Here is a 25,618-nt window from a genome sequence, read left to right as displayed (position 1 = left end):
TATCAAGCTGAATGTCGTCTCTTCGCCAAAACATCTTCGGCGTTGTAAGGTTAAGCCTCACGGTTCATTAGTATCGGTTAGCTCAATGTATCGCTACACTTACACACCCGACCTATCAACGTCATCGTCTTTAACGTTCCTTCAGGAGACTTATAGTCTCAGGGAGAACTCATCTCGGGGCAAGTTTCGTGCTTAGATGCTTTCAGCACTTATCTCTTCCGCATTTAGCTACCGGGCAATGCCATTGGCATGACAACCCGAACACCAGTGATGCGTCCACTCCGGTCCTCTCGTACTAGGAGCAGCCCCCCTCAATTCTCCAGCGCCCACGGCAGATAGGGACCGAACTGTCTCACGACGTTCTAAACCCAGCTCGCGTACCACTTTAAATGGCGAACAGCCATACCCTTGGGACCTACTTCAGCCCCAGGATGTGATGAGCCGACATCGAGGTGCCAAACACCGCCGTCGATATGAACTCTTGGGCGGTATCAGCCTGTTATCCCCGGAGTACCTTTTATCCGTTGAGCGATGGCCCTTCCATTCAGAACCACCGGATCACTAAGACCTGCTTTCGCACCTGCTCGAGCCGTCACTCTCGCAGTCAAGCTAGCTTATGCCTTTGCACTAACCTCCTGATGTCCGACCAGGATTAGCTAACCTTCGTGCTCCTCCGTTACTCTTTAGGAGGAGACCGCCCCAGTCAAACTACCCACCAGACACTGTCCGCAACCCGGATTACGGGTCCACGTTAGAACACCAGCCATTAAAGGGTGGTATTTCAAGGATGGCTCCATGCAGACTGGCGTCCACACTTCAAAGCCTCCCACCTATCCTACACATCAAGGACCAGTGTTCAGTGTCAAGCTATAGTAAAGGTTCACGGGGTCTTTCCGTCTTGCCGCGGGTACACTGCATCTTCACAGCGAGTTCAATTTCACTGAGTCTCGGGTGGAGACAGCCTGGCCATCATTACGCCATTCGTGCAGGTCGGAACTTACCCGACAAGGAATTTCGCTACCTTAGGACCGTTATAGTTACGGCCGCCGTTTACCGGGGCTTCGATCAAGAGCTTCTCCTTACGGATAACCCCATCAATTAACCTTCCGGCACCGGGCAGGCGTCACACCGTATACGTCCACTTTCGTGTTTGCACAGTGCTGTGTTTTTAATAAACAGTTGCAGCCAGCTGGTATCTTCGACTGATTTCAGCTCCATGAGTAAATCACTTCACCTACATATCAGCGTGCCTTCTCCCGAAGTTACGGCACCATTTTGCCTAGTTCCTTCACCCGAGTTCTCTCAAGCGCCTTGGTATTCTCTACCTGACCACCTGTGTCGGTTTGGGGTACGATTTCGTGTTACCTGATGCTTAGAGGCTTTTCCTGGAAGCAGGGCATTTGTTACTTCAGCACCGTAGTGCCTCGTCATCACACCTCAGCGTTAAAAAGGTACCGGATTTACCTGGAACCTCCGCCTACATGCTTAAACCGGGACAACCGTCGCCCGGCTAACATAGCCTTCTCCGTCCCCCCTTCGCAGTAACACCAAGTACAGGAATATTAACCTGTTTCCCATCGACTACGCCTTTCGGCCTCGCCTTAGGGGTCGACTCACCCTGCCCCGATTAACGTTGGACAGGAACCCTTGGTCTTCCGGCGTGCGGGTTTTTCACCCGCATTATCGTTACTTATGTCAGCATTCGCACTTCTGATACCTCCAGCATGCCTCACAGCACACCTTCAACGGCTTACAGAACGCTCCCCTACCCAACAACACATAGTGTCGCTGCCGCAGCTTCGGTGCATGGTTTAGCCCCGTTACATCTTCCGCGCAGGCCGACTCGACCAGTGAGCTATTACGCTTTCTTTAAATGATGGCTGCTTCTAAGCCAACATCCTGGCTGTCTGTGCCTTCCCACATCGTTTCCCACTTAACCATGACTTTGGGACCTTAGCTGGCGGTCTGGGTTGTTTCCCTCTTCACGACGGACGTTAGCACCCGCCGTGTGTCTCCCGTGATAACATTCTTCGGTATTCGCAGTTTGCATCGGGTTGGTAAGTCGGGATGACCCCCTAGCCGAAACAGTGCTCTACCCCCGAAGATGAATTCACGAGGCGCTACCTAAATAGCTTTCGGGGAGAACCAGCTATCTCCCGGTTTGATTGGCCTTTCACCCCCAGCCACAAGTCATCCGCTAATTTTTCAACATTAGTCGGTTCGGTCCTCCAGTTAGTGTTACCCAACCTTCAACCTGCCCATGGCTAGATCACCGGGTTTCGGGTCTATACCCTGCAACTTAACGCCCAGTTAAGACTCGGTTTCCCTTCGGCTCCCCTATACGGTTAACCTTGCTACAGAATATAAGTCGCTGACCCATTATACAAAAGGTACGCAGTCACACCCAAAAGGATGCTCCCACTGCTTGTACGTACACGGTTTCAGGTTCTTTTTCACTCCCCTCGCCGGGGTTCTTTTCGCCTTTCCCTCACGGTACTGGTTCACTATCGGTCAGTCAGGAGTATTTAGCCTTGGAGGATGGTCCCCCCATATTCAGACAGGATACCACGTGTCCCGCCCTACTCTTCGAGTTCACAACCTGTGCATTTTGGTGTACGGGACTATCACCCTGTACCGTCGGACTTTCCAGACCGTTCCACTAACACACAAGCTGATTCAGACTCTGGGCTGCTCCCCGTTCGCTCGCCGCTACTGGGGGAATCTCGGTTGATTTCTTTTCCTCGGGGTACTTAGATGTTTCAGTTCCCCCGGTTCGCTTCATTACGCTATGTATTCACGTAATGATAGTGTGACGAATCACACTGGGTTTCCCCATTCGGAAATCGCCGGTTATAACGGTTCATATCACCTTACCGACGCTTATCGCAGATTAGCACGTCCTTCATCGCCTCTGACTGCCAGGGCATCCACCGTGTACGCTTAGTCGCTTAACCTCACAACCCGAAGATGTTTCTTTCGATTCATCATCGTGTTGCGAAAATTTGAGAGACTCGAACACACCATTTTTCATTTCTTATTACGGAGAAATGAAACAGTGTGTCGTTTCAATTTTCAGCTTGATCCAGATTTTTAAAGAGCAAATATCTCAAACGTCACCCGAAGGTAAGTTTTGAGATATTGAGGTCGGCGACTTTCACTCACACATACCAGCAAGTGGCGTCCCCTAGGGGATTCGAACCCCTGTTACCGCCGTGAAAGGGCGGTGTCCTGGGCCTCTAGACGAAGGGGACACTGAAGTCTCAATCGCAAGACGCCTTGCTATTTACTTTTCATCAGACAATCTGTGTGAGCACTACAAAGGCAGGTTCTTTAAGGTAAGGAGGTGATCCAACCGCAGGTTCCCCTACGGTTACCTTGTTACGACTTCACCCCAGTCATGAATCACAAAGTGGTAAGCGCCCTCCCGAAGGTTAAGCTACCTACTTCTTTTGCAACCCACTCCCATGGTGTGACGGGCGGTGTGTACAAGGCCCGGGAACGTATTCACCGTGGCATTCTGATCCACGATTACTAGCGATTCCGACTTCATGGAGTCGAGTTGCAGACTCCAATCCGGACTACGACATACTTTATGAGGTCCGCTTGCTCTCGCGAGGTCGCTTCTCTTTGTATATGCCATTGTAGCACGTGTGTAGCCCTACTCGTAAGGGCCATGATGACTTGACGTCATCCCCACCTTCCTCCAGTTTATCACTGGCAGTCTCCTTTGAGTTCCCGGCCGGACCGCTGGCAACAAAGGATAAGGGTTGCGCTCGTTGCGGGACTTAACCCAACATTTCACAACACGAGCTGACGACAGCCATGCAGCACCTGTCTCAGAGTTCCCGAAGGCACCAAAGCATCTCTGCTAAGTTCTCTGGATGTCAAGAGTAGGTAAGGTTCTTCGCGTTGCATCGAATTAAACCACATGCTCCACCGCTTGTGCGGGCCCCCGTCAATTCATTTGAGTTTTAACCTTGCGGCCGTACTCCCCAGGCGGTCGACTTAACGCGTTAGCTCCGGAAGCCACGCCTCAAGGGCACAACCTCCAAGTCGACATCGTTTACGGCGTGGACTACCAGGGTATCTAATCCTGTTTGCTCCCCACGCTTTCGCACCTGAGCGTCAGTCTTTGTCCAGGGGGCCGCCTTCGCCACCGGTATTCCTCCAGATCTCTACGCATTTCACCGCTACACCTGGAATTCTACCCCCCTCTACAAGACTCTAGCCTGCCAGTTTCGGATGCAGTTCCCAGGTTGAGCCCGGGGATTTCACATCCGACTTGACAGACCGCCTGCGTGCGCTTTACGCCCAGTAATTCCGATTAACGCTTGCACCCTCCGTATTACCGCGGCTGCTGGCACGGAGTTAGCCGGTGCTTCTTCTGCGAGTAACGTCAATCGCTGCGGTTATTAACCACAACGCCTTCCTCCTCGCTGAAAGTACTTTACAACCCGAAGGCCTTCTTCATACACGCGGCATGGCTGCATCAGGCTTGCGCCCATTGTGCAATATTCCCCACTGCTGCCTCCCGTAGGAGTCTGGACCGTGTCTCAGTTCCAGTGTGGCTGGTCATCCTCTCAGACCAGCTAGGGATCGTCGCCTAGGTGAGCCGTTACCCCACCTACTAGCTAATCCCATCTGGGCACATCCGATGGCAAGAGGCCCGAAGGTCCCCCTCTTTGGTCTTGCGACGTTATGCGGTATTAGCTACCGTTTCCAGTAGTTATCCCCCTCCATCGGGCAGTTTCCCAGACATTACTCACCCGTCCGCCACTCGTCACCCAAGGAGCAAGCTCCTCTGTGCTACCGTTCGACTTGCATGTGTTAGGCCTGCCGCCAGCGTTCAATCTGAGCCATGATCAAACTCTTCAATTTAAGTTTGATGCTCGTGAATTAAACTTCGTAATGAATTACGTATGTTCACTCAGAGACTTGGTATTCATTTTTCGTCTTGCGACGTTAAGAATCCGTATCTTCGAGTGCCCACACAGATTGTCTGATAAATTGTTAAAGAGCAGTTGCGACGCGCTTTAGCGCTCTGTCGCGAGGTGGCGTATATTACGCTTTCCTCTTTCAGAGTCAACCCTCACTTTCAGGTTTTTCTCTTCAACCAAACCGGCTGTTTGCGTGAAGTGATTCACATCCGCCGTGTCGATGGAGGCGCATTATAGGGGGTCGACTCAGGAAGACAAGCGGAAAAATGCATTTTTGTTTCAACCGCTCACCTTTTACCCATAACGCTTACTTTTGCTGCTTTTTTATCGCCATTGGCAGGTCTGCCAGACTATTTATGACCAAATCTGCCGCATTTTCTGCTTCCGGTGTGACGGGTTTGCCTGTGCGCACCAATACCTTCGTGCCAACATTCGCAGCTGCCGCCGCCTGCATATCTTCAATTTTGTCGCCTACCATATAAGAAGCGGCCATATCGATGTGCAAGAAGTCTCGGGCGGAGATAAACATGCCAGGATGCGGTTTACGACAGTCGCAGACCTGACGATACTCTTCCACGGTACCCTGTGGGTGATGCGGGCAGTAGTAGATGCCATCCAGCTCAACATCGCGATCGGCCAGCGACCAGTCCATCCATTCGGTCAACGTTTCAAACTGCGCCTCAGTAAATTTACCACGCGCGATACCAGACTGGTTCGTCACAATAATGAGCGCGTAACCCATCTTTTTAAGTTCACGCATGGCATCAATAACGCCGTCGATAAACTCAAACTCGTCGATCTCATGTACATAACCGTGGTCCACATTAATGGTACCGTCACGGTCGAGAAAAATTGCGGGTACAGACTTTGCCACCTTTTATAGCTCCTGAATAAAGGCATGTGGCTCTAGTATCGCATGTTTCAGCGGGCAAGAAAGTGCTCATCGCGCAAAGCCTGATTGATTTAGACGTCTGGATGCCTTAACATCCATCTTGTTGACGGCTTCGACCGTACCTGACAGACGAAAATGCCACGGCTAACTTAATTACGATAATAAATAACCAATGATTAAACTTTCGAATATCACCAAAGTGTTCCAGCAGGGGACTCGCACCATTCAGGCGTTAAATAACGTCAGCCTGCATGTTCCTGCCGGGCAGATTTATGGCGTTATTGGCGCCTCCGGTGCCGGTAAAAGTACGCTCATCCGCTGCGTTAACTTACTTGAACGCCCAACCGAAGGCAGCGTTCAGGTCGGCGGTCAGGAACTCACGACGCTTTCTGAGTCAGAGCTGACCAAAGCTCGCCGTCAAATCGGCATGATTTTCCAACACTTTAACCTGCTCTCTTCCCGCACCGTGTTTGGCAACGTCGCGCTGCCGCTGGAACTGGATAACACGCCAAAAGAAGAGATCAAACGCCGTGTAACAGAACTGTTGGATTTGGTTGGTCTTGGTGACAAGCACGATAGCTACCCGGCCAATCTTTCCGGTGGACAAAAACAGCGCGTGGCGATCGCCCGTGCGCTGGCAAGCAATCCCAAAGTGCTGCTGTGTGATGAAGCCACCAGCGCACTCGATCCGGCAACGACCCGCTCGATTCTGGAATTATTGAAAGACATTAACCGTCGTCTGGGACTTACCATTCTGCTGATTACCCATGAGATGGACGTTGTAAAACGTATTTGTGACTGCGTGGCAGTCATCAGTAATGGTGAACTGATTGAGCAAGACACCGTCAGCGAAGTGTTCTCACACCCGAAAACGCCGCTGGCACAGAAATTTATTCAGTCCACGCTGCACCTGGATATCCCGGAAGATTATCTGGAACGGTTAAAAGCCGAGCCAGAAGCAGACAGTGTGCCAATGCTGCGCATGGAATTCACCGGTCATTCCGTTGATGCGCCATTGCTCTCTGAGACGGCCCGTCGCTTTAACGTGAATAACAACATTATTAGCGCGCAGATGGATTACGCCGGCGGTGTGAAATTCGGCATCATGCTGACTGAAATGCACGGCACACAGGAAGATACACAAGCAGCCATCAACTGGTTGCAGGAACACCATGTAAAAGTAGAGGTACTGGGTTATGTCTGAGCCGATGATGTGGCTGCTGGTTCGCGGCGTATGGGAAACGCTGGCAATGACCTTTGTGTCCGGTTTTTTTGGTTTTGTGATCGGTCTGCCGGTTGGCGTGTTGCTGTACGTAACGCGTCCGGGGCAAATCATTGAGAACGCGAAGCTCTACCGTACGCTCTCTGCGCTGGTGAACATTTTCCGTTCCATCCCGTTCATCATCTTATTAGTTTGGATGATTCCGTTCACCCGCATGATCGTAGGCACCTCTATCGGACTGCAGGCCGCTATCGTCCCGCTGACCGTCGGCGCCGCACCGTTTATCGCCCGCATGGTGGAAAACGCGCTGCTCGAAATCCCGACCGGGCTAATAGAAGCCTCTCGTGCGATGGGCGCCACGCCGCTGCAAATTGTACGTAAGGTATTACTACCAGAAGCGCTGCCAGGACTGGTCAATGCGGCCACCATCACCCTTATCACGCTGGTTGGTTACTCCGCGATGGGCGGTGCCGTCGGTGCCGGTGGTCTTGGACAGATTGGTTATCAGTACGGCTATATTGGTTACAACGCTACAGTAATGAATACAGTACTGGTATTGCTCGTCGTTCTGGTTTATTTAATTCAGTTATCCGGCGATCGCATCGTCCGGGCTGTCACACACAAATAACGTTGCACACAACACTAAAAACTCATTAAGAAAAGGAAATAAGCATGGCGTTCAAATTCAAAACCTTTGCGGCAGTTGGAGCCCTGATCGGTTCTCTGGCACTTGTGGGTTGCGGTCAGGATGAAAAAGATCCTAATCACATCAAAGTGGGCGTTATTGTTGGCGCAGAGCAGCAGGTTGCAGAAGTCGCGCAGAAAGTAGCTAAAGAAAAATACGGTCTGGACGTTGAGCTGGTCACGTTTAACGATTACGTTCTGCCTAACGAAGCGCTGAGCAAAGGCGATATCGATGCTAACGCCTTCCAGCACAAACCGTACCTGGATCAGCAGATCAAAGATCGCGGTTACAAGCTGGTTGCTGTAGGCAATACTTTTGTTTACCCGATTGCGGGCTATTCCAAAAAAATCAAATCACTGGATGAGCTGCAGGACGGTTCACAGGTCGCGATTCCAAACGACCCGACTAACCTTGGCCGTTCCTTGCTGCTGCTGCAAAAAGTGGGCTTAATCAAGCTGAAAGACGGTGTTGGCCTGCTGCCGACCGCGCTGGACGTGATTGAAAACCCGAAAAACCTGAAGCTGGTTGAACTGGAAGCGCCGCAGCTGCCGCGTTCTCTGGACGATGCTCAAATCGCACTGGCGGTCATCAACACCACCTACGCCAGCCAGATCGGCCTGACGCCGGCAAAAGACGGTATCTTTGTTGAAGATAAAGATTCTCCGTACGTAAACCTGATCGTGACGCGTGAAGACAACAAAGATGCTGAGAACGTGAAGAAATTCGTTCAGGCATATCAGTCTGATGAAGTGTACGAAGCAGCAAACAAAGTCTTCAACGGCGGTGCTGTTAAGGGCTGGTAATTTTAGGCTGTTTACAGAATATGTAATATCATCAGGACGGGCGCTTGCCCGTCTTGTCATTTATGCAAGCACCTGATTCAATATCTGACGTTTAGATCATTCATTGAGGAAATATTATGCGTGCTTTACCGATCTGTTTAGTAGCACTCTTGCTGAGCGGCTGTTCTATGTTAAGCAGATCCCCTGTTGAACCCGTTCAAAGCACCGCAACCCCGCCGAAAACGGAGCCGGAAAAACCGAAAGCACCGCGCGCGACGCCGGTAAGAATCATTACTAACGCTGAAGATTTAGTAGGCAAGCCGTTCCGCGATCTTGGCGAAGTTAGCGGTGAATCCTGCCAGGCATCCAACCAGGATTCCCCTCCGAGCATTCCAACCGCGCGCAAACGCATGCAGATTAACGCATCAAAAATGAAAGCTAATGCGGTATTGCTGCACAGTTGCGAAGTGACCAGCGGAACACCGGGTTGCTATCGTCAGGCGGTTTGCATCGGTTCTGCACTGAACATTTCGGCGAAATGAGCCATTTTCAGTTCGAGCAAATAGGCGTTATCCGCTCACCATATAAAGAAAAGTTCGCCGTTCCACGCCAGCCAGGTCTGGTGAAAAGCGCCTGCGGCGAACTGCATTTGCTCGCACCTTATAACCAGGCCGATGCCGTTCGCGGCCTGGAAGCCTTCAGTCATTTGTGGGTGATTTTTGTTTTTCACCAGACAATGGAAGGTGGATGGCGTCCGACCGTGCGCCCTCCCCGTCTTGGTGGCAACGCCAGAATGGGTGTCTTTGCCACACGTTCAACGTTTCGTCCTAACCCTGTTGGCATGTCGTTGGTAGAGCTGCGGGGCATCCACTGCCATAAAGAGCACGTAATCCTCGAACTCGGTGGACTGGACCTTGTTGACGGAACGCCAGTAGTGGATATTAAGCCGTATCTGCCGTTTGCCGAATCGCTGCCTGATGCTCGCGCCAGCTATGCCCAGGACGCACCTCAGGCCAGCGTCGAGGTGACGTTCAGTGAAGATCTCGCGGAGCAGCTATCAAAGCTCGAACAACGTTACCCGCGTCTTCGTCAGTTTATTACCGAAGTGCTGGCGCAGGATCCGCGTCCTGCCTACCGTAAAAATGAGGAAGAAGGCAAAACCTACGCCGTCTGGCTGCTGGACTTTAACGTCCGCTGGCGCGTCACACCGTCAGGATTTGAGGTCTTTGCTCTGGAAGCCCGCTAATTTGCGTCGCGTACTCTTTTGACATCCCTTTCTCGCTGGTAAACTAAACCACTTTTGTTTTGTGCCAGGCTCGTTTTGAGCCTGTTCGATCGTTCAACTGGAACCGTAACAACATGCGTACTAGCCAATATCTGCTCTCCACTCTGAAGGAGACACCTGCCGACGCCGAAGTCATCAGCCACCAGCTGATGCTGCGCGCCGGGATGATCCGCAAGCTGGCCTCCGGGTTATATACCTGGCTGCCGACCGGCGTGCGCGTCCTGAAAAAAGTCGAAAATATCGTGCGTGAAGAGATGAACAACGCCGGTGCGATAGAGGTGTTGATGCCGGTCGTTCAGCCTTCTGAACTGTGGGAAGAGAGCGGCCGTTGGGAACAATACGGCCCGGAACTGCTGCGTATTGCTGACCGTGGCGATCGTTCGTTCGTCCTCGGCCCAACGCATGAAGAAGTGATCACCGACTTGATCCGTAACGAGCTGAGCTCTTACAAACAGCTGCCGCTGAACTTCTATCAGATCCAGACCAAATTCCGTGACGAAGTCCGTCCGCGTTTCGGCGTGATGCGTTCCCGCGAATTCCTGATGAAAGATGCCTACTCTTTCCACACCTCTCAGGAATCCCTGCAGGAAACCTACGATGCGATGTACGCTGCGTACAGCAAAATCTTCAGCCGTATGGGGCTGGATTTCCGTGCAGTACAAGCGGATACCGGTTCTATTGGCGGCAGCGCCTCTCACGAATTCCAGGTCCTGGCACAGAGCGGCGAAGACGATGTGATCTTCTCCGACTCCTCCGATTATGCGGCGAACATCGAATTCGCCGAAGCCGTTGCGCCGAAAGAGCCGCGCGCAGCAGCAACTCAGGAAATGACGCTGGTTGATACTCCGAACGCCAAAACCATCGCCGAACTGGTTGAGCAGTTCAACCTGCCTATCGAAAAAACCGTGAAAACCCTGCTGGTGAAAGCGGTTGAAGGCAGCAGCTACCCGCTGGTCGCCCTGCTGGTTCGTGGCGATCACGAGCTGAACGAAGTCAAAGCGGAAAAACTGCCGCAGGTTGCCAGCCCGTTGACCTTTGCCACCGAAGAAGAAATTCGTGCGTTGGTAAAAGCAGGTCCAGGCTCACTCGGTCCGGTGAATATGCCGATTCCGGTGGTTATCGACCGTACCGTTGCAGTAATGAGCGATTTCGCTGCCGGTGCCAACATCGACGGTAAACACTATTTCGGTATCAACTGGGATCGCGACGTAGTTACCCCGGAAGTTGCAGACATCCGTAACGTGGTCGCCGGCGACCCGAGCCCGGACGGCAAAGGTACGCTGATGATCAAACGCGGTATCGAAGTCGGCCACATCTTCCAGTTGGGTACCAAGTACTCTGAAGCGATGAAAGCCGCCGTACAGGGCGAAGATGGTCGTAACCAGATCCTGACCATGGGTTGCTACGGTATCGGGGTCACTCGCGTGGTTGCTGCTGCTATCGAACAGAACTATGACGATCGCGGCATCGTATGGCCAGACGCCATTGCTCCGTTCCAGGTCGCGATTCTGCCGATGAACATGCACAAGTCCTACCGCGTGCAGGAACTGGCTGAAAAACTGTACGCTGAGCTGCGCGCTCAGGGCATTGAAGTGCTGATGGACGACCGTAAAGAGCGTCCGGGCGTGATGTTTGCCGATATGGAACTGATCGGTATTCCGCACACTATCGTGCTGGGCGACCGTAACCTCGACAACGACGATATCGAATACAAATACCGTCGTAACGGCGAGAAAGAGCTGATTAAAACCGGCGACATCGTCGACTTCCTGGTCAAAGCCATTAAAGGCTAATACCAACAAAAAGGCCCTGATTATCAGGGCCTTTTTTCTATCGATTAATTACACGCTTTACCGGGGATAAATTTCGCGTCTTTATCCGCCATCAACGTTTTCACTTTCTCACCCGTATCCGGGTTTGACTCCAGCGTGAAATGCGCCTCAAGCGTCAGCAATACGGACTGTCCGTTTTCTGCACGCGCAGCTAAATAGTCACGTTCAAGCTGAGCATTATTCGCCACCGGCATCCGTTTACCCGTTGCGCAGTCGGTAAAGATTGCCGCGTCAGCCATATAGAAATACATGCCTCGCATCGGCATTGGCGTCACCGGTAAGCTGGCGGAAACTGGCTGGAGCGTGTAGTTAAACTGTGACTCAATCGGGTTACCTTCACGATCGAGCATTTCCAGCGCCTCGCCTTTAGCCCGGTAGTACGACTTTTCACCTTTGCTGTCGGTCAGCACCAGCTTGTCGGCAGTGCGCGCCCATGTGCCATAAGAGGCAAACGAAGACGGTTCATCCCGCACGCCCTGATAACGTTCGTTCATCACCCATGTACCGTCTTTTTCCAGAAACAGAGAGGTTTCAATCCCTTCACAGTCCGCGCAAGGTAAGATGCCACGCCAGCTTTGCTGCATCGGTTTTAATTCTGCCGCCCGCGTCGGCTGTAGTACTTCAACTTCAGTATGGTTATTACAGCCGATCAAGGAAAAAAGCGTGCATGCAGCGACTACGGACAATATTGCTGTTTTCACTATCAATTCCTTATAAATTTTTATTCCCGCTCGTCAGTCTTGCGTTCGACGAACTCTCCCACGCAGTGCTTTCACTGTGGATTTTTGCGCCTTCGATGACAACCTGCGCTCTTTCGAGGCGCGTGTAGGGCGAGTTGCCTGTCGGCTTTTTTGCACTGCGGTTAATTCTTTTATCACCGCTACCAGCCGGGAGATTGCCGCTTCCCGATTAAGTTCCTGGCTACGGTATTCCTGCGCCTTAATGATAATAACGCCATCACCGCTAATCAGATGATGGCTGGCGGCAAGCAAACGTTCCTTGTAATACTCTGGCAGGCCAGAGGCCCGAATGTCAAAGCGCAAATGGATAGCCGTCGAGGTCTTGTTAACGTGCTGACCGCCCGCGCCCTGCGCCCGAATCGCCGTGATTTCCAGCTCATTATCAGGGATAGAGACGTTTCGGGAGATAACAATCATGAACGCGGCTGCCACGCGGTCAGATGAATTTCCAGATTGTTCTGAGAGTCAGACAGCCAGATAGCACCGTCCTGGATAGTTGCCTGCAGCGCCATTGTACGACCTGCAAAATCACTCAGTTGCGCCAGTTGTTCATCATCCAGATACCACACGGTCAGATTTTTAAATTGCGCGCACTTGTTCTGATTTTGCTGCCACCAGATCTGAGCCGCACGGCTGTTGTAAGCAAACAGGGCAACCTCTCCAGACTGGGTACAGGCTTTTTTAATACGGCGCTCATCCGGCAGACCCAGCTCAATCCAGAGATCGATACCCAGATGGTCGTTACGCAGCCATGCTTCAGGCTCGTCTTCCGCACTCAGACCACGCGTGAATTGCAGCCGTTCATCGGCATATTTGATCCAGGCCAGCAGGCGCAACATCATGCGCTCCTGGGTTTCAGAGGGGTGACGCGCCAGCGTCAAGGCCGCGTCAAGGAACTGGTTGCGGTCAAGATCCGCTACGTTGACGACGGCTTTATAAATTGTCGCTTTAAGCGCCATGAGAGAACTCCTTTCGAATCAGGCGCACATTGTAGCGAAAACTGCGACAAAAGGCTGCTAACTGCTCCTCTATCAAGGCGCTGATATTGCTTGAATGAGTATGGTATAGTCACCTTGCTAAACAGAGTTTATCTTCGTAGGCTTAGACTTGCATCCACGGTTAAGTCAGAGTGCTGACAGGAGGGCATGTGGAAAAATATTGTGAGTTAATACGCAAGCGGTACGCGGAAATCGCCAGCGGAGACTTAGGGTATATCCCGGATGCGCTGGGTTGCGTATTGAAGGTGCTTAATGAAGTGGCGGCAGACAGCGCCCTTCCAGAGTCGGTCAGGGAAAAAGCGGCGTATGCTGCCGCGAACTTACTGGTGAGCGATTATGTCAATGAATGAAACGTATCAACCCATCAACTGCGATGATTACGACAATCTTGAACTCGCCTGCCAGCACCATTTGTTACTGACGCTGGCGCTAAAAGATGGCGAAGTTTTGCAGGCGAAAGCGAACGACCTGGTTTCACGCAAAAACGTGGAGTATCTGGTCGCAGATGTCGCAGGTGAAACCCGGGAGCTTCGTCTCGACAAAATTGCCAGCTTCAGCCACCCGCAGATCGGTACCGTGGTGGTCAGCGAATCTTAACTTTTTTTCGCCTTATCCGGCCTACTTTCCATGTGAAACGTAGGCCTGATAAGCGCAGCACCATCAGGCATGCCATACCAGCCTCACGCCTTCTTCACCTTCCGCCGTCCCCTCACGCGTCACGAAAACACCCGCAGCAGCAATCAACGTTTCGCCGTAAAACAGCAGCGGTGTGGTATCTCGTCGCCAGGGCGGGATCCCCTGCTCCTGCCAGATTTTTTTTAATTTCCGTCCGCCGTTACGCCCGACAATATGCAATAACCCTGGCGCTTTAAAACGGATACTGACGACTTCATCCGCTTGCGGCAAGCGCAAATCACCCGCAGAGATTAACTGAACCGAACCCAATCCGGCAGGCAGCGTCAACGGTGTTTTCCACTCTAACCACGAGATAACAGTTTCGCTTTGCCCATCGACTGACTTCACCCACCACAGCTGTGACTGATAACGACGGACCTCGTACTCCCCGAGGCGAAAACTTGGTGACGCATCTTCCCGCGCCAGCGCCACTTCCTGCCAGATACGTTCCAGCCCATCACGGGAAGGCATCGGCGCATTTAACCCCGCCAGCCAGCGACGAAGCAGAGCGGCACGACGCACGCCACTCATCATCATTAATGGCGTCAGTAACAGTGTTCCGCGGGATGTGATGCAATCGGCTAAATCGCTGGCCAGCAGTTCATCCAGTAAACTCTCCTGCTCAGCGCACAGCGCAGCGCTGCGGGCAACGGCTTGCGCGAAGTGCGGCCAGCGCTGTTGGAGCAATGGGGTAACGCGCAATCTGAGGAAATTGCGATCGTAGGTATCATCCTGATTGCTTTCATCTTCAATCCAGCATAATTCATGCTGCCGTGCCCATGCTTCAAGCGCCTCTCGCGTTTGCGCCAGCAGCGGTCGAATCAGCTGGGTTCCGGCAAACGGAGAGCTTTCCCCCATAGCGGAAAGTCCGGCAGGACCACTGCCGCGTTTAAGCGCCAGCAGAAAGGTTTCACACTGGTCATCGAGATGCTGTGCGGTCATCAGCACCTCGCCCGGTAGTAAGGTCTGCGCAAACGCCTGATAGCGCGCGCGTCGCGCCTGGGCTTCGATGCCCAGACCATCATCCTCAAGGTGTACCCGCTCAACCACCAGCGACACCTGCCACTGCGCACATACCGACTCACAGTGCTGTACCCAACTGTCTGCGTGTGGGCTTAATCCGTGATGAATGTGGATTGCGCGTAAAGCAACATCAGGATGCAGCGCTCGCCACTGCACCAACTGATGCAGCAATACGGTGGAATCCAGCCCGCCGCTAAAGGCGACCAGAATCGATTGAGAATTCAGCAGCGAAGTGTTCAGCGTGAGTGTCGTCATGATGGTTACTTACAATGGCATTGCCCGGCACGTTACCGGGCTAACGCCACAATGACAAGCCTTACAGCTCGTACAGTTCGAGGGGTAATCCGTCCGGATCGTTAAAAAACGTAAAACGTTTGCCGGTAAACGGATCGATTCGTACCGGCTCGCATTTCACATCATGGCTTTCCAGATGAATTATCGCCTTTTCCACGTCATCTACGCTGAACGCCAGATGACGCAAACCACAGGCTTCCGGTCGGCTCGGACGGCAAGGTGGAAACGGGAAAGAAAAAAGCTCAATCACATACTGGCCGTTCAATGCCAGATCGCCTTTCCACGAGTCTCTCTCTTCCCGATAGGCTTCGCTCATCAGTGTAAAGCCAAGCACATCGCAGTAAAATGCCTTACTCGCCGCGTAGTCTGTCGCAATAATGGCAATATGGTGAACCTGTTTTAATCCCAGCATAGCGTCATCGCCTCTTTCATTTTTCTGTCAGAACGTTACTCGAACGTCTTGGGGTCAGGCAAGTCGTTATGCCATTTTTAAGACTCTCACGCGATACAGGCCATCCTCGCCCAGTTTAGCGCCATGGATATCGGTTTCAAATCCAGGGTAGCGCTGCCCTACCGAGCACAGCATCAGAAGAAAATCGAGGACAGCCCGGCTTTTGGCAGTGATCATTTCCCCGGGCATCAAAAGCGGCACACCGGGAGGATAAGGCAGGATCATATTGGCAGAAACGCGCCCCACCAGTTGATCAAGTGCTACCGTTTCGACCTCACCTTTGATCTGCCGCTGCCAGGCCTGGTGCGGCGTCATTTTCATTTCCGGCAAGGTATCAAATGCCCGCAGCATCAACCCGGAGAGATCATGCTGGCGGATCAACTGATGGATCCCCTGCGCCAGATCCTGAATACGCATATTGCGATAGAAATCGGGATCTTCAGCATATAGATCCGGCAGCATATTTTTCACACGTAAATTCAGATCGTACGAGCGCTTAAATTCCGTCAGGCCACGTAGCAGCCCCATCGCCCGGGTTTTATCAATACCAATGCTGAACAGGAACAACAGGTTATACGGTCCCGTCTTCTCGACTACGACACCGCGTTCATCAAGGAATTTCGCCACCAGCGCCGCGGGGATCCCCTCTTCGCTCATATTTCCCTGTTCATCCATTCCCGGCGTCAAAATCGTGACCTTCACCGGGTCAAGGAACATGTGGTCGGCATCAGCATCAACAAATCCGTGCCAGTCTTCACCTGGCGCTACCGGCCAGCACTCTGCTTCATCTACCTTTTCCGGCTGCCAGATATCAAAGAACCAGCCATCCGACTCTTCACGCAGACGCTGCACTTCTTTACGGAAATGCAGCGCCCGTTCCACCGAACGATTGATTAACCGCTTGCCTGAATTGCCACGCAGCATTGCCGCCGCCGTTTCTATCGACGCCACTATCGGATAGCTCGGAGACGTAGAGGTGTGCATCATAAAGGCTTCGTTGAACGTGTCTTCATCATAGTCGCCCTTAATGTGGATCAGCGAAGCCTGTGACAACGCCGCCAGCATCTTGTGGGTGGACTGGGTTTCAAAAATCACCTTTCCCGGTACCCGTTCGCCGCTCATCCCGCTTTTCCCCTGATAGATCGGATGAAAATGGGTATACGGCACCCAGGCTGAATCAAAATGGATGGAGGGCACATCCAGCGTTTGTTTGATCCAGTTGGTGTTATACAACAGGCCATCATAGGTGGAGTTGGTGATCACCGCGTGGACCGGCCATTGCGCCTGATTGGTTTCCTCAACTTTGCGTTCAATGCTTGCGTGGGTAAATTCCCGACGGGGTATACCGCCGAGGATCCCCAGCGCGTTACGCGTAGGCTTCAGCCAGATTGGCACCACATCACTCATCATCAGCAAATGCGCCAGTGACTTATGGCAGTTGCGGTCAATCAGGAGCGTACTGCCTGCAGGTGCAGCATACATACCGACAATCTTGTTCGATGTCGAGGTGCCGTTGGTCACCATATAGCTCTGCTCGGCACCAAAAGTACGCGCGATATACTCCTCCGCTTCCAGGTGCGGACCGGTATGATCAAGCAATGAGCCCAGTTCGGTTACGGAAATGGACACGTCGGCTTTCAGCGTATTGCCGCCAAAGAAATCATAGAACAGGCAGCCGACCGGACTTTTCTGGTACGCCGTTCCCGCCATGTGCCCAGGCGTGCAGAAGGTATACTTCCCTTCCTTCACATAGGTAAACAGCGCTTTGGTGAAAGGAGGCGTGATGTTATCGAGGTATTCGCTGGTGTACTGGCGGATGCGGGTGGCAATGTCTTCAGACTGACCCAGCGCATACTCAAAAAACCACAGCGCCATGCGCAGGTCGTGCGCACTGACATCCATCGTCGAATGGGTATTAATAAAGGCGTAGAGCGGGAGATACTCGTTGAGCTGGTTGATGTCGCTGCACAGTTCCAGACTGTATTCATCCCAGTCAAAAATGACGCCGCAAATTCGCGGGTTATGTTCGATAAACTTCAGCAGGTCGACGCTATTCTGCGGCCAGATAATCTGAAACCCCTGCTGCTGCAGCGCACGTTCAAGTTCCTTGATGGGCTCATCTTTATAAAAGACGCCATGTGGTCCCATGATGGCAATGATATTCATGCGTTCCTCCTGGAAAAACCTTAGTTAATCATAGCCTGGCCAAACCACAGGTAAAAAAAAGGGCCACAGCATTGTGGCCCTTTTCAGAATTAATGCAGTTTACGCGTAACCGTAGCTCATCAGACGCTGGTAACGACGGTTTTTCAGATCATCTTTGCTTAACACGTCGAGATCGGCGAGATCGGCCAGCAGCTGTGCCTTCAGGGACGCAGCCATCACTTCCGGGTTGCGGTGCGCGCCGCCCAGCGGTTCCGGGATGATAGAGTCAATCAGCTTCAGCTCTTTCAGACGCGGCGCGATAATTCCCATTGCTTCTGCGGCCAGCGGCGCTTTGTCGGCGCTTTTCCACAGAATGGAAGCACAACCTTCCGGGGAGATAACGGAATAGGTGCTGTACTGCAGCATATTAACTTTATCGCCCACGCCGATCGCCAGCGCGCCGCCGGAACCACCTTCACCGATAACGGTGCAGATTACCGGTACGCTCAGACGCGACATTTCACGCAGGTTGCGCGCAATCGCTTCTGACTGACCACGTTCTTCTGCGCCCACGCCCGGGTAAGCCCCTGGGGTGTCGATGAAGGTAATGATCGGCATGTTGAAGCGCTCGGCCATTTCCATCAGGCGCAGCGCTTTGCGATAGCCTTCCGGCGCTGGCATGCCGAAATTACGGCGAATCTTTTCTTTGGTCTCACGGCCTTTCTGATGACCAATGATCATCACCGGACGGCCATCCAGACGCGCGATACCGCCGACAATAGCTTTATCATCCGCATAGGCTCGATCGCCCGCCAGCTCATCAAATTCATCAAACGCCAGGCGGACATAATCCAGGGTGTACGGACGCTGTGGATGGCGCGCCAGTTGGGCTACCTGCCATGCGCCAAGATCGGCGAAGATTTTACGCGTCAGTTCTACGCTTTTTTCACGCAGACGATGCACTTCTTCATCGATGTTAATATCCAGTTTCTCATCCTGACGGCTAACCGCAGTCAAAGAATCGATTTTTGCTTCCAGCTCTGCAATCGGCTGTTCAAAATCAAGGAAATTCAGACTCATAGTATTCCTGTATTAGTCAAACTCCAGTTCCACCTGCTCCGAACCAATAAGGCCACGGAGATCGTTTAGCAAACGATCGCTCGGAGAGACACGCCACGTCGCGCCAAAACGCAACCGCGCACGTGCATCCGCCCTCTGATAGTAGAGATGTACTGGAATTGTCCCCGAGCGGTGGGGTTCCAGAGACTGACGGAGTCGGTTTAAAAGCTGGTCATCAATTTGCCTGTCCGTCAGCGAGATAGCAAGCCCGCGAGCATATTTTTCCCGGGCTTCGTCAATATCCATGACTTCACGGGCCATCATTTTAAGCCCGCCACTGAAGTCATCAAAGCTGACCTGTCCGCTGACGATAAGTATGCGGTCTTTTTCCAGCAATTGCTGGTATTTATCCAGAGCATCGGTAAACAACATAACCTCCAGACGTCCGGAACGGTCATCCAGTGTACAGATGCCGATACGATTGCCGCGCTTGGTGACCATTACCCGCGCAGCAATGACGAGCCCCGCAGCCGTGGTGACTTTACCACGTTCTGTCGGATGCATGTCTTTCAGCCTGTAGCCTCCGACATAGCGCTCAATTTCTTTTAAATACTGGTTGATGGGGTGTCCCGTCAGATAAAGCCCCAACGTTTCACGCTCACCGTCTAATACCACCTGCTCCGGCCACGGTTGGCAGCTGGCATAGGATTGTTCAATTTGCTCCGGTTCTTCCGCCAGCACGCCAAACATATCGGCCTGACCAATAGCTTCGGCTTTTGCATGCTGATCGGCGGCTTTTAGTGCGTCGTTGAGCGAATTCATCAACGCCGCACGATGCGGGCCAAGGCGATCAAACGCCCCGGACATGATTAGCTTTTCCAGCACCCGGCGGTTAAGTTTTTTGATATCCGTGCGCGCGCAGAGATCAAACAGCTCACGGAAGTAGCCGCCTTCGTTACGCGCCTCAATAATAGCTTCAATTGGCCCTTCACCTACGCCTTTTATCGCGCCGATGCCATAAACAATCTCGCCATCATCATTCACGTGAAAATGGTAAAGCCCGGAGTTGATATCCGGCGGCAGGATTTTGAGCCCCATGCGCCAGCATTCATCCACCAGTCCGACGACTTTCTCGGTGTTATCCATATCGGCGGTCATTACCGCCGCCATAAACTCGGCAGGATAATGCGCCTTCAGCCACAGAGTCTGGTAAGAAACCAGCGCATAGGCAGCGGAGTGCGATTTGTTAAATCCGTAACCGGCGAATTTCTCCACCAGGTCAAAGATTTTCATCGCCAGTTCGCCGTCTACGCCGCGCTTTTTCGCCCCTTCTTCAAAGGTGCCGCGCTGCTTGGCCATCTCTTCCGGCTTTTTCTTACCCATCGCACGACGCAGCATATCCGCGCCGCCAAGGGTATACCCGGACAACTCCTGGGCAATCTGCATAACCTGTTCCTGATACAGGATAATGCCGTAGGTCGGCTCCAGTACCGGTTTCAGACACTCATGCTGCCATTGTACATCCGGATAGGAAATCTCTTCGCGACCATGCTTACGGTCGATAAAGTTATCTACCATCCCCGACTGTAGCGGGCCAGGGCGGAACAGAGCCACCAGTGCGATCATATCTTCGAAGCAGTCAGGCTGCAGACGTTTGATCAGGTCTTTCATGCCGCGGGATTCAAGCTGGAAGACCGCCGTGGTCTCCGAGCGTTGCAGCATATCGAAGCTTTTCTTGTCATCCAGCGGGATAGCCGCAATATCCAGCGGTGGCTCACCGTTCTTTTCACGGCGCGCGTTGATCATTTCCAGCGCCCAGTTGATGATGGTGAGCGTACGCAGGCCGAGGAAGTCGAACTTCACAAGACCGGCATATTCCACATCGTTCTTATCAAACTGAGTAACCGGGTGCAGCCCCTGTTCATCGCAGTACAGCGGAGCAAAATCAGTAATTTTGGTCGGTGCGATAACCACACCACCGGCGTGCTTACCGGCGTTACGCGTGACGCCTTCCAGCTTACGCGCCATATCGATCAGCGCTTTAACCTCTTCATCTGCCTCATAGATTTCCGGCAGTTGGGGTTCGGCTTCAAAGGCTTTTGCCAGCGTCATGCCCGGATCGGGCGGCACCAGCTTCGAAATACGGTCAACGAAGCCGTACGGATGCCCCAGTACGCGGCCCACGTCGCGGATAACCGCTTTTGCTGCCATCGTACCGAAGGTAATAATCTGCGAAACCGCATCACGACCGTACATTTCCGCCACGTGCTCGATGACCTGGTCGCGTTTCTCCATACAGAAGTCAACGTCGAAGTCGGGCATTGAGACACGTTCCGGGTTAAGGAAACGTTCGAACAGCAGGTCAAATTCCAGCGGGTCGAGATCGGTAATTTTCAGCGCATAGGCAACAAGTGAGCCAGCGCCGGAACCACGTCCCGGGCCTACCGGTACGCCGTTATCCTTCGACCACTGGATAAATTCCATAACGATCAGGAAGTAGCCCGGGAATCCCATCTGGTTGATAACTTTAAGTTCAACTTCCAGACGTTCATCGTAAGGTGGGCGCTTCTGCGCACGAACTTCAGGGTCAGGGAACAAAAATTCGAGACGTTCTTCCAGCCCTTCGCGTGATTTCGCCACAAGGAAATCTTCGGTGGTCATATCGCCGGTCGGGAACTGCGGCAGGAAATATTCGCCCAGACGCACCGTCACGTTGCAGCGTTTAGCTATCTCGACGGTGTTTTGCAGTGCTTCCGGAATATCGGAGAACAGCTCGCACATCTCATCTTCGCTGCGCATGTACTGCTGCGGCGAATAGTTACGCGGGCGTTTCGGGTCATCAAGGGTAAAGCCGTCGTGGATCGCTACGCGGATTTCATGCGCATCGAAATCTCCGGTTTCAAGGAAGCGGACATCGTTAGTCGCCACCACCGGTAGACCACGCGTTTCGGCCAGTGCTACGGCTGCGTGCAGATAATTTTCTTCATCTTGCCTGCCGGTGCGAATCAGTTCGAGGAAATAGCAATTGGGAAAATGTTCTTCGTAAAACGCCACGCACTCGTCAACCAGTGCGTTATTGCCGCGCAGCAGACTTCGTCCGACATCGCCCATGCGACCGCCGGAGAGCAAAATCAAACCTTCTTTTAACTCGACCAACCAGTCCCGGTCGATAACCGGTCCTTCTGCGCCATAGCCGCGCTGATAGGCTTTCGAAATCAACAACGTCAGGTTCTGATAGCCGGTATTATTTGCGGCCAGCACGGTAAGCTGCGTGAGTTCATCGCCCAACAGCTCACTGCGGACATGAAAATCTGCGCCAACTATCGGCTTGATACCCGCGCCATGGCCCGCTCCGTAAAACTTCACCAGACCACACAGGTTGGTAAAATCGGTGATCGCCAGCGCAGGCATGCCTAACGCGGCCGCCTTTTTTACCAGCGGTCCGGTTTTCGCCAGCCCATCGATCATGGAGTAGTCGCTGTGCACCCGTAGGTGGACGAAACGTGGTTCAGACATCTTCAGATTCCTTCGACACAAGAATCAGGACGAGAGTCCCAGTGCGCGTTTGACGGGGCCAAAGCTGCGGCGATGGTGCTCAGTCGCACCATGCAGTGCCAATTTTTCCAGATGAAATGCGGTTGGATAACCTTTGTGCTGTGCAAAACCATACTGTGGAAAAACCGTATCCAGCGCCGTCATTTCAGCGTCACGGGTCACTTTTGCCAGAATCGATGCAGCGCTGATCTCCGCCACGCGGCTATCACCTTTGACCACCGCCATCGACGGTACCGGTAATGCCGGGCAACGATTGCCGTCAATTAGCACGTATTCAGGCGCAATATGCAGACCCGCAACCGCACGCTGCATGGCCAGCATGGTAGCATGTAAAATGTTCAGTTCGTCGATTTCATGCGGTTCCGCCCGACCCAAGCTCCAGCTTAACGCCTTTTCTTTAATTTCATCAAACAGCGCCAGGCGACGTTTTTCTGACAGTTTTTTTGAGTCGTTAAGACCGATAATAGGGCGAGCCGGATCCAGAATGACGGCAGCAGTGACGACCGCGCCGACCAAAGGGCCGCGTCCGACTTCATCCACACCCGCCACTAAATGCGTATGCGGATACACAAATTCAATCATTGCGCTAACTCCAGGACCGCATCCGCTGCCTGCTCATCAGCATTGCAACGGATCTGCTGGTGCAGTTCACGGAATGTGTCGTGCATCGCATGGCTGGTTTTACCCTTTGCCAGCAACGGCAACAGCGCTTGCGACAGCGCCTGCGGTTCACACTCTTCCTGCAACAGCTCTTTAACCAGTTCTCTTCCCGCCAACAGGTTAGGTAGCGAAACGTAATCAGTCTTCACCAGACGCTTCGCCAGCCAGAAGGTGAAGGGTTTCATACGGTAGCCAACCACCATCGGGCATTTTGCCAGCATACATTCCAGCGCGGCGGTACCTGAAGCCAGCAGTGCGGCGTCGCTGGCCACCATTGCTTCACGTCCCATACCATTGAGCAGATGTACGGAAAGCTCCGGTGCAACTTCCGCTTTAATGCGTTCAAACTGCTCGCGACGTTTGGCATTCACCAACGGCACCACCACTTCGAGATCCGGATAATGCTGGCGTAATAGCTGCGCCGTTTTCAGAAAATCGGCGCTGAGCATCTCCACTTCTGCACCACGGCTTCCTGGCAGTAGCGCCAGGCAGTGGGCGTCATGAGGAATGCCCAGAATATCACGTGCCGCGTTTTTATCCGGGTCCAACGGCATGGCATCCGCCATGGTATGACCGATAAAGCGGCACGGGACGTTAAATTTGTCATAAAACGCTTTTTCGAAAGGCAGAAAGGCCAGAACCATGTTGGTGGATCTGCCTATTTTGAAAACGCGTTTCTGTCGCCACGCCCAGACGGACGGACTGACATAATGAATGGTTTTAATGCCCTGTTTTTTCAAGTTCCCTTCGAGGGTAATGTTGAAATCAGGTGCATCAATGCCAACGAAAACATCCGGCTTTAAGTCGGTGAATCGGCGAGTGAGGTCGGCACGAATATGCAGTAAACGGCGCAGACGTCCGAGCACTTCAACAATGCCCATGACCGCCAGCTCTTCCATTTCGTACCAGGCTTCACAGCCTTCGGCCTGCATCAGCGGACCCGCCACACCAACAAAACGCGCATTGGGAACGCGAGCCTTGAGTGCACGGATTAACCCTGCACCAAGAATATCGCCGGAGGTTTCTCCGGCGACGAGGGCAATCGTTAAAGGACGCTGTTCAGTCATTAACGAATCAGGCCACGCGTTGAGCGCTCAAAGAAGTCGCTGAAAGCCTGAACTTCGGGGTACTGTTTCGCCAGTTCCGCGATTTCTGGTTTCACTTCTTCCAGCGTTTTACCACTACGGTACAACGCTTTGTAGGCGTTACGAATCGCGGTAATCGCTTCGCGGGTGAATCCACGACGCTTCAGACCTTCGATATTGACGCCAAACGGCGTCGCGTGGTTGCCCTGGGCGATAACGTACGGAGGCACGTCCTGGGCTACACCAGAACAGCCACCAACCATCACATGAGCACCGATGATGCAGAACTGATGCACCGCAGTCATGCCGCCGATGATAACAAAATCATCCAGCGAAACATGTCCGGCAAGCGTGGCGTTATTCGCCAGAATACAGCGGTTTCCTACCGTACAATCATGCGCGACGTGCGCATTAATCATCAGTAAGTTATCGCTGCCCACCTTCGTCACTCCACCGCCCTGCACTGTGCCACGATGAATGGTGACGCTTTCGCGGATGCGGTTGCGATCGCCAATTTCCACACGGGTCGGTTCGCCAGCATATTTAAGATCCTGGTTAACTTCACCGATGGAGGCAAACTGATAGATCTCGTTATCGCGACCAATTTTTGTATGGCCATTCACGACAACGTGAGACTTCAGTACGGTACCCTCACCAATTTCAACATGGGGTCCAACAATACAAAATGGGCCAATGTGAGCATTGGCACCAATGCTGGCGCCCTCTTCTACAATGGCGGTCGGGTGAATAAAGGCGGATTTATCAATCACGTATCAGGCCTCCCGGCTACGGGCACACATCATCGTTGCTTCGCACACAACTTTACCGTCGACCAGCGCAACCCCTTTAAAACGGGTCAGGCCACGGCGCGTTTTCTCGAAAGTCACTTCCATGATCATCTGATCGCCAGGCACGACAGGACGCTTAAAGCGTGCTTCGTCAATACCCGCGAAATAATACAGTTCGCCTGGTTCCAGTTTTCCTACGCTTTTAAACGCAAGGATACCGGTAGCCTGTGCCATCGCTTCCAGAATCAATACGCCAGGGAAAATAGGTTTACCCGGGAAGTGGCCCTGAAAGAAAGGCTCGTTAACGGATACATTTTTCACTGCGCGCAGAAAACGACCTTCTTCAAAATCCAGCACGCGATCAACCAGCAGAAACGGAAAACGGTGCGGCAGAAGTTCTAAAATCTCTTCAATATGCAGAGTATGAGTGTTAGTAGTCAAAATACTCTTCCTGTCAAAATATACTAAAAGGCAATAATAACACGGCCTGTCGCAATCGTATGAATGGGA

The 25,618-nt window shown here is 52.7% G+C and carries 21 protein-coding genes, 1 tRNA gene and 2 rRNA genes; 8 read left to right on the top strand and 16 right to left on the bottom strand.

Going from position 1 to position 25,618, the window contains the following annotated elements:
• Positions 1 to 46: 46 nt before the first annotated feature.
• The 4 genes from WN16_RS08000 to gmhB all read right to left on the bottom strand — a co-directional run bounded on the left by WN16_RS08000 (position 47) and on the right by gmhB (position 5,811).
• A 23S ribosomal RNA gene (locus tag WN16_RS08000) occupies positions 47 to 2,954 on the bottom strand.
• Between the two features lie 221 nt (positions 2,955 to 3,175).
• A tRNA-Glu gene (locus tag WN16_RS07995) sits at positions 3,176 to 3,251 on the bottom strand.
• Between the two features lie 85 nt (positions 3,252 to 3,336).
• Positions 3,337 to 4,878: ribosomal RNA gene (locus WN16_RS07990) — 16S ribosomal RNA — on the bottom strand.
• The 16S and 23S rRNA genes sit together here with 1 tRNA gene alongside, the layout of an rRNA operon.
• Before the next feature lie 366 nt (positions 4,879 to 5,244).
• Entirely contained in the window at positions 5,245 to 5,811 is a 567-nt protein-coding gene (gmhB, locus tag WN16_RS07985; RefSeq protein ID WP_003829138.1) for a D-glycero-beta-D-manno-heptose 1,7-bisphosphate 7-phosphatase, read from the bottom strand.
• A gap of 190 nt (positions 5,812 to 6,001) precedes the next feature.
• Here gmhB and metN point away from each other — a divergent pair, with 190 nt between their 5' ends.
• From metN to proS, 6 genes are all read left to right on the top strand, one after another.
• On the top strand, positions 6,002 to 7,033 hold the full coding sequence (gene metN, locus WN16_RS07980; RefSeq protein ID WP_003018468.1) for a methionine ABC transporter ATP-binding protein MetN: 1,032 nt from the start codon (positions 6,002 to 6,004) through the stop codon (positions 7,031 to 7,033).
• The gene (locus WN16_RS07975) at positions 7,026 to 7,679 is read left to right on the top strand and encodes a methionine ABC transporter permease MetI (protein ID WP_003018471.1); all 654 of its coding nucleotides are present in this window, start codon (positions 7,026 to 7,028) and stop codon (positions 7,677 to 7,679) included. The genes metN and WN16_RS07975 overlap by 8 nt, the downstream gene beginning before the upstream one ends.
• 44 nt (positions 7,680 to 7,723) lie before the next feature.
• Positions 7,724 to 8,539, top strand: a complete 816-nt coding sequence (gene metQ, locus WN16_RS07970) for a methionine ABC transporter substrate-binding lipoprotein MetQ (protein ID WP_003018474.1) — start codon at positions 7,724 to 7,726, stop codon at positions 8,537 to 8,539.
• 116 nt (positions 8,540 to 8,655) lie between these two features.
• On the top strand, positions 8,656 to 9,060 hold the full coding sequence (gene rcsF, locus WN16_RS07965; protein WP_032937596.1) for an Rcs stress response system protein RcsF: 405 nt from the start codon (positions 8,656 to 8,658) through the stop codon (positions 9,058 to 9,060).
• Positions 9,057 to 9,764 carry a tRNA (N6-threonylcarbamoyladenosine(37)-N6)-methyltransferase TrmO gene (gene tsaA, locus WN16_RS07960; protein WP_032937595.1) on the top strand — a complete coding sequence of 236 codons (708 nt, stop codon included), beginning with the start codon at positions 9,057 to 9,059 and terminating at the stop codon, positions 9,762 to 9,764. The genes rcsF and tsaA overlap by 4 nt, the downstream gene beginning before the upstream one ends.
• A gap of 113 nt (positions 9,765 to 9,877) precedes the next feature.
• A complete protein-coding gene (proS, locus tag WN16_RS07955; RefSeq protein WP_016149584.1) occupies positions 9,878 to 11,596 on the top strand; it encodes a proline--tRNA ligase in 1,719 nt (572 codons plus the stop codon).
• Between the two features lie 44 nt (positions 11,597 to 11,640).
• Here the strand turns inward: proS and nlpE are convergent, their stop codons facing one another.
• From nlpE to WN16_RS07940, 3 genes are read right to left on the bottom strand one after another with little or no spacing between them, the layout of a single operon-like run.
• Positions 11,641 to 12,339 (bottom strand): envelope stress response activation lipoprotein NlpE, encoded by a 699-nt coding sequence (gene nlpE, locus WN16_RS07950; RefSeq protein WP_088169045.1) that lies wholly within the window; start codon positions 12,337 to 12,339, stop codon positions 11,641 to 11,643.
• Positions 12,340 to 12,369: 30 nt separating this feature from the next.
• Positions 12,370 to 12,792 carry an alternative ribosome rescue aminoacyl-tRNA hydrolase ArfB gene (arfB, locus tag WN16_RS07945; protein WP_003018489.1) on the bottom strand — a complete coding sequence of 141 codons (423 nt, stop codon included), beginning with the start codon at positions 12,790 to 12,792 and terminating at the stop codon, positions 12,370 to 12,372.
• The gene (locus WN16_RS07940; protein WP_003018497.1) at positions 12,789 to 13,334 is read right to left on the bottom strand and encodes a YaeQ family protein; all 546 of its coding nucleotides are present in this window, start codon (positions 13,332 to 13,334) and stop codon (positions 12,789 to 12,791) included. Before WN16_RS07940 ends, arfB begins: the two co-directional genes overlap by 4 nt.
• A gap of 188 nt (positions 13,335 to 13,522) precedes the next feature.
• On the opposite strand from WN16_RS07940, the gene WN16_RS07935 reads away from it, so the two are divergent.
• Positions 13,523 to 13,723: a YaeP family protein gene (locus WN16_RS07935; protein WP_003018499.1), complete on the top strand. Its 201-nt coding sequence runs from the start codon at positions 13,523 to 13,525 to the stop codon at positions 13,721 to 13,723.
• A complete protein-coding gene (gene rof / locus WN16_RS07930; RefSeq protein WP_003018503.1) occupies positions 13,710 to 13,970 on the top strand; it encodes a Rho-binding antiterminator in 261 nt (86 codons plus the stop codon). Before WN16_RS07935 ends, rof begins: the two co-directional genes overlap by 14 nt.
• A gap of 63 nt (positions 13,971 to 14,033) precedes the next feature.
• Here rof and tilS read toward each other — a convergent pair whose 3' ends face one another.
• From tilS to fabZ, 9 genes are all read right to left on the bottom strand, one after another.
• The gene (tilS, locus tag WN16_RS07925) at positions 14,034 to 15,326 is read right to left on the bottom strand and encodes a tRNA lysidine(34) synthetase TilS (protein WP_032937594.1); all 1,293 of its coding nucleotides are present in this window, start codon (positions 15,324 to 15,326) and stop codon (positions 14,034 to 14,036) included.
• Between the two features lie 61 nt (positions 15,327 to 15,387).
• Entirely contained in the window at positions 15,388 to 15,777 is a 390-nt protein-coding gene (locus tag WN16_RS07920; RefSeq protein ID WP_003018507.1) for a VOC family protein, read from the bottom strand.
• Positions 15,778 to 15,843: 66 nt separating this feature from the next.
• Complete coding sequence (gene ldcC / locus WN16_RS07915; RefSeq protein ID WP_003018509.1) at positions 15,844 to 17,982, bottom strand: lysine decarboxylase LdcC; 2,139 nt, start codon at positions 17,980 to 17,982, stop codon at positions 15,844 to 15,846.
• 99 nt (positions 17,983 to 18,081) lie between these two features.
• Positions 18,082 to 19,041 carry an acetyl-CoA carboxylase carboxyl transferase subunit alpha gene (gene accA / locus WN16_RS07910; RefSeq protein WP_003018513.1) on the bottom strand — a complete coding sequence of 320 codons (960 nt, stop codon included), beginning with the start codon at positions 19,039 to 19,041 and terminating at the stop codon, positions 18,082 to 18,084.
• A 12-nt stretch (positions 19,042 to 19,053) separates the two neighbouring features.
• Complete coding sequence (gene dnaE, locus WN16_RS07905) at positions 19,054 to 22,536, bottom strand: DNA polymerase III subunit alpha (protein ID WP_003018516.1); 3,483 nt, start codon at positions 22,534 to 22,536, stop codon at positions 19,054 to 19,056.
• Between the two features lie 24 nt (positions 22,537 to 22,560).
• Positions 22,561 to 23,157, bottom strand: a complete 597-nt coding sequence (gene rnhB / locus WN16_RS07900) for a ribonuclease HII (RefSeq protein WP_044698940.1) — start codon at positions 23,155 to 23,157, stop codon at positions 22,561 to 22,563.
• Positions 23,154 to 24,302 (bottom strand): lipid-A-disaccharide synthase, encoded by a 1,149-nt coding sequence (lpxB, locus tag WN16_RS07895; protein WP_003018522.1) that lies wholly within the window; start codon positions 24,300 to 24,302, stop codon positions 23,154 to 23,156. The genes rnhB and lpxB overlap by 4 nt, the downstream gene beginning before the upstream one ends.
• On the bottom strand, positions 24,302 to 25,090 hold the full coding sequence (gene lpxA / locus WN16_RS07890; RefSeq protein ID WP_003018525.1) for an acyl-ACP--UDP-N-acetylglucosamine O-acyltransferase: 789 nt from the start codon (positions 25,088 to 25,090) through the stop codon (positions 24,302 to 24,304). The genes lpxB and lpxA overlap by 1 nt, the downstream gene beginning before the upstream one ends.
• Before the next feature lie 3 nt (positions 25,091 to 25,093).
• A complete protein-coding gene (fabZ, locus tag WN16_RS07885) occupies positions 25,094 to 25,549 on the bottom strand; it encodes a 3-hydroxyacyl-ACP dehydratase FabZ (protein ID WP_003018528.1) in 456 nt (151 codons plus the stop codon).
• Between the last annotated feature and the right edge of the window lie 69 nt (positions 25,550 to 25,618).

It is taken from the genome of Citrobacter sp. ABFQG, assembly GCF_004322975.1.
Classification (GTDB): domain Bacteria; phylum Pseudomonadota; class Gammaproteobacteria; order Enterobacterales; family Enterobacteriaceae; genus Citrobacter; species Citrobacter freundii.
The sequence above is the reverse complement of the archived record's forward strand: the minus strand, read 5'-3'. Positions and strand labels throughout refer to the sequence as shown.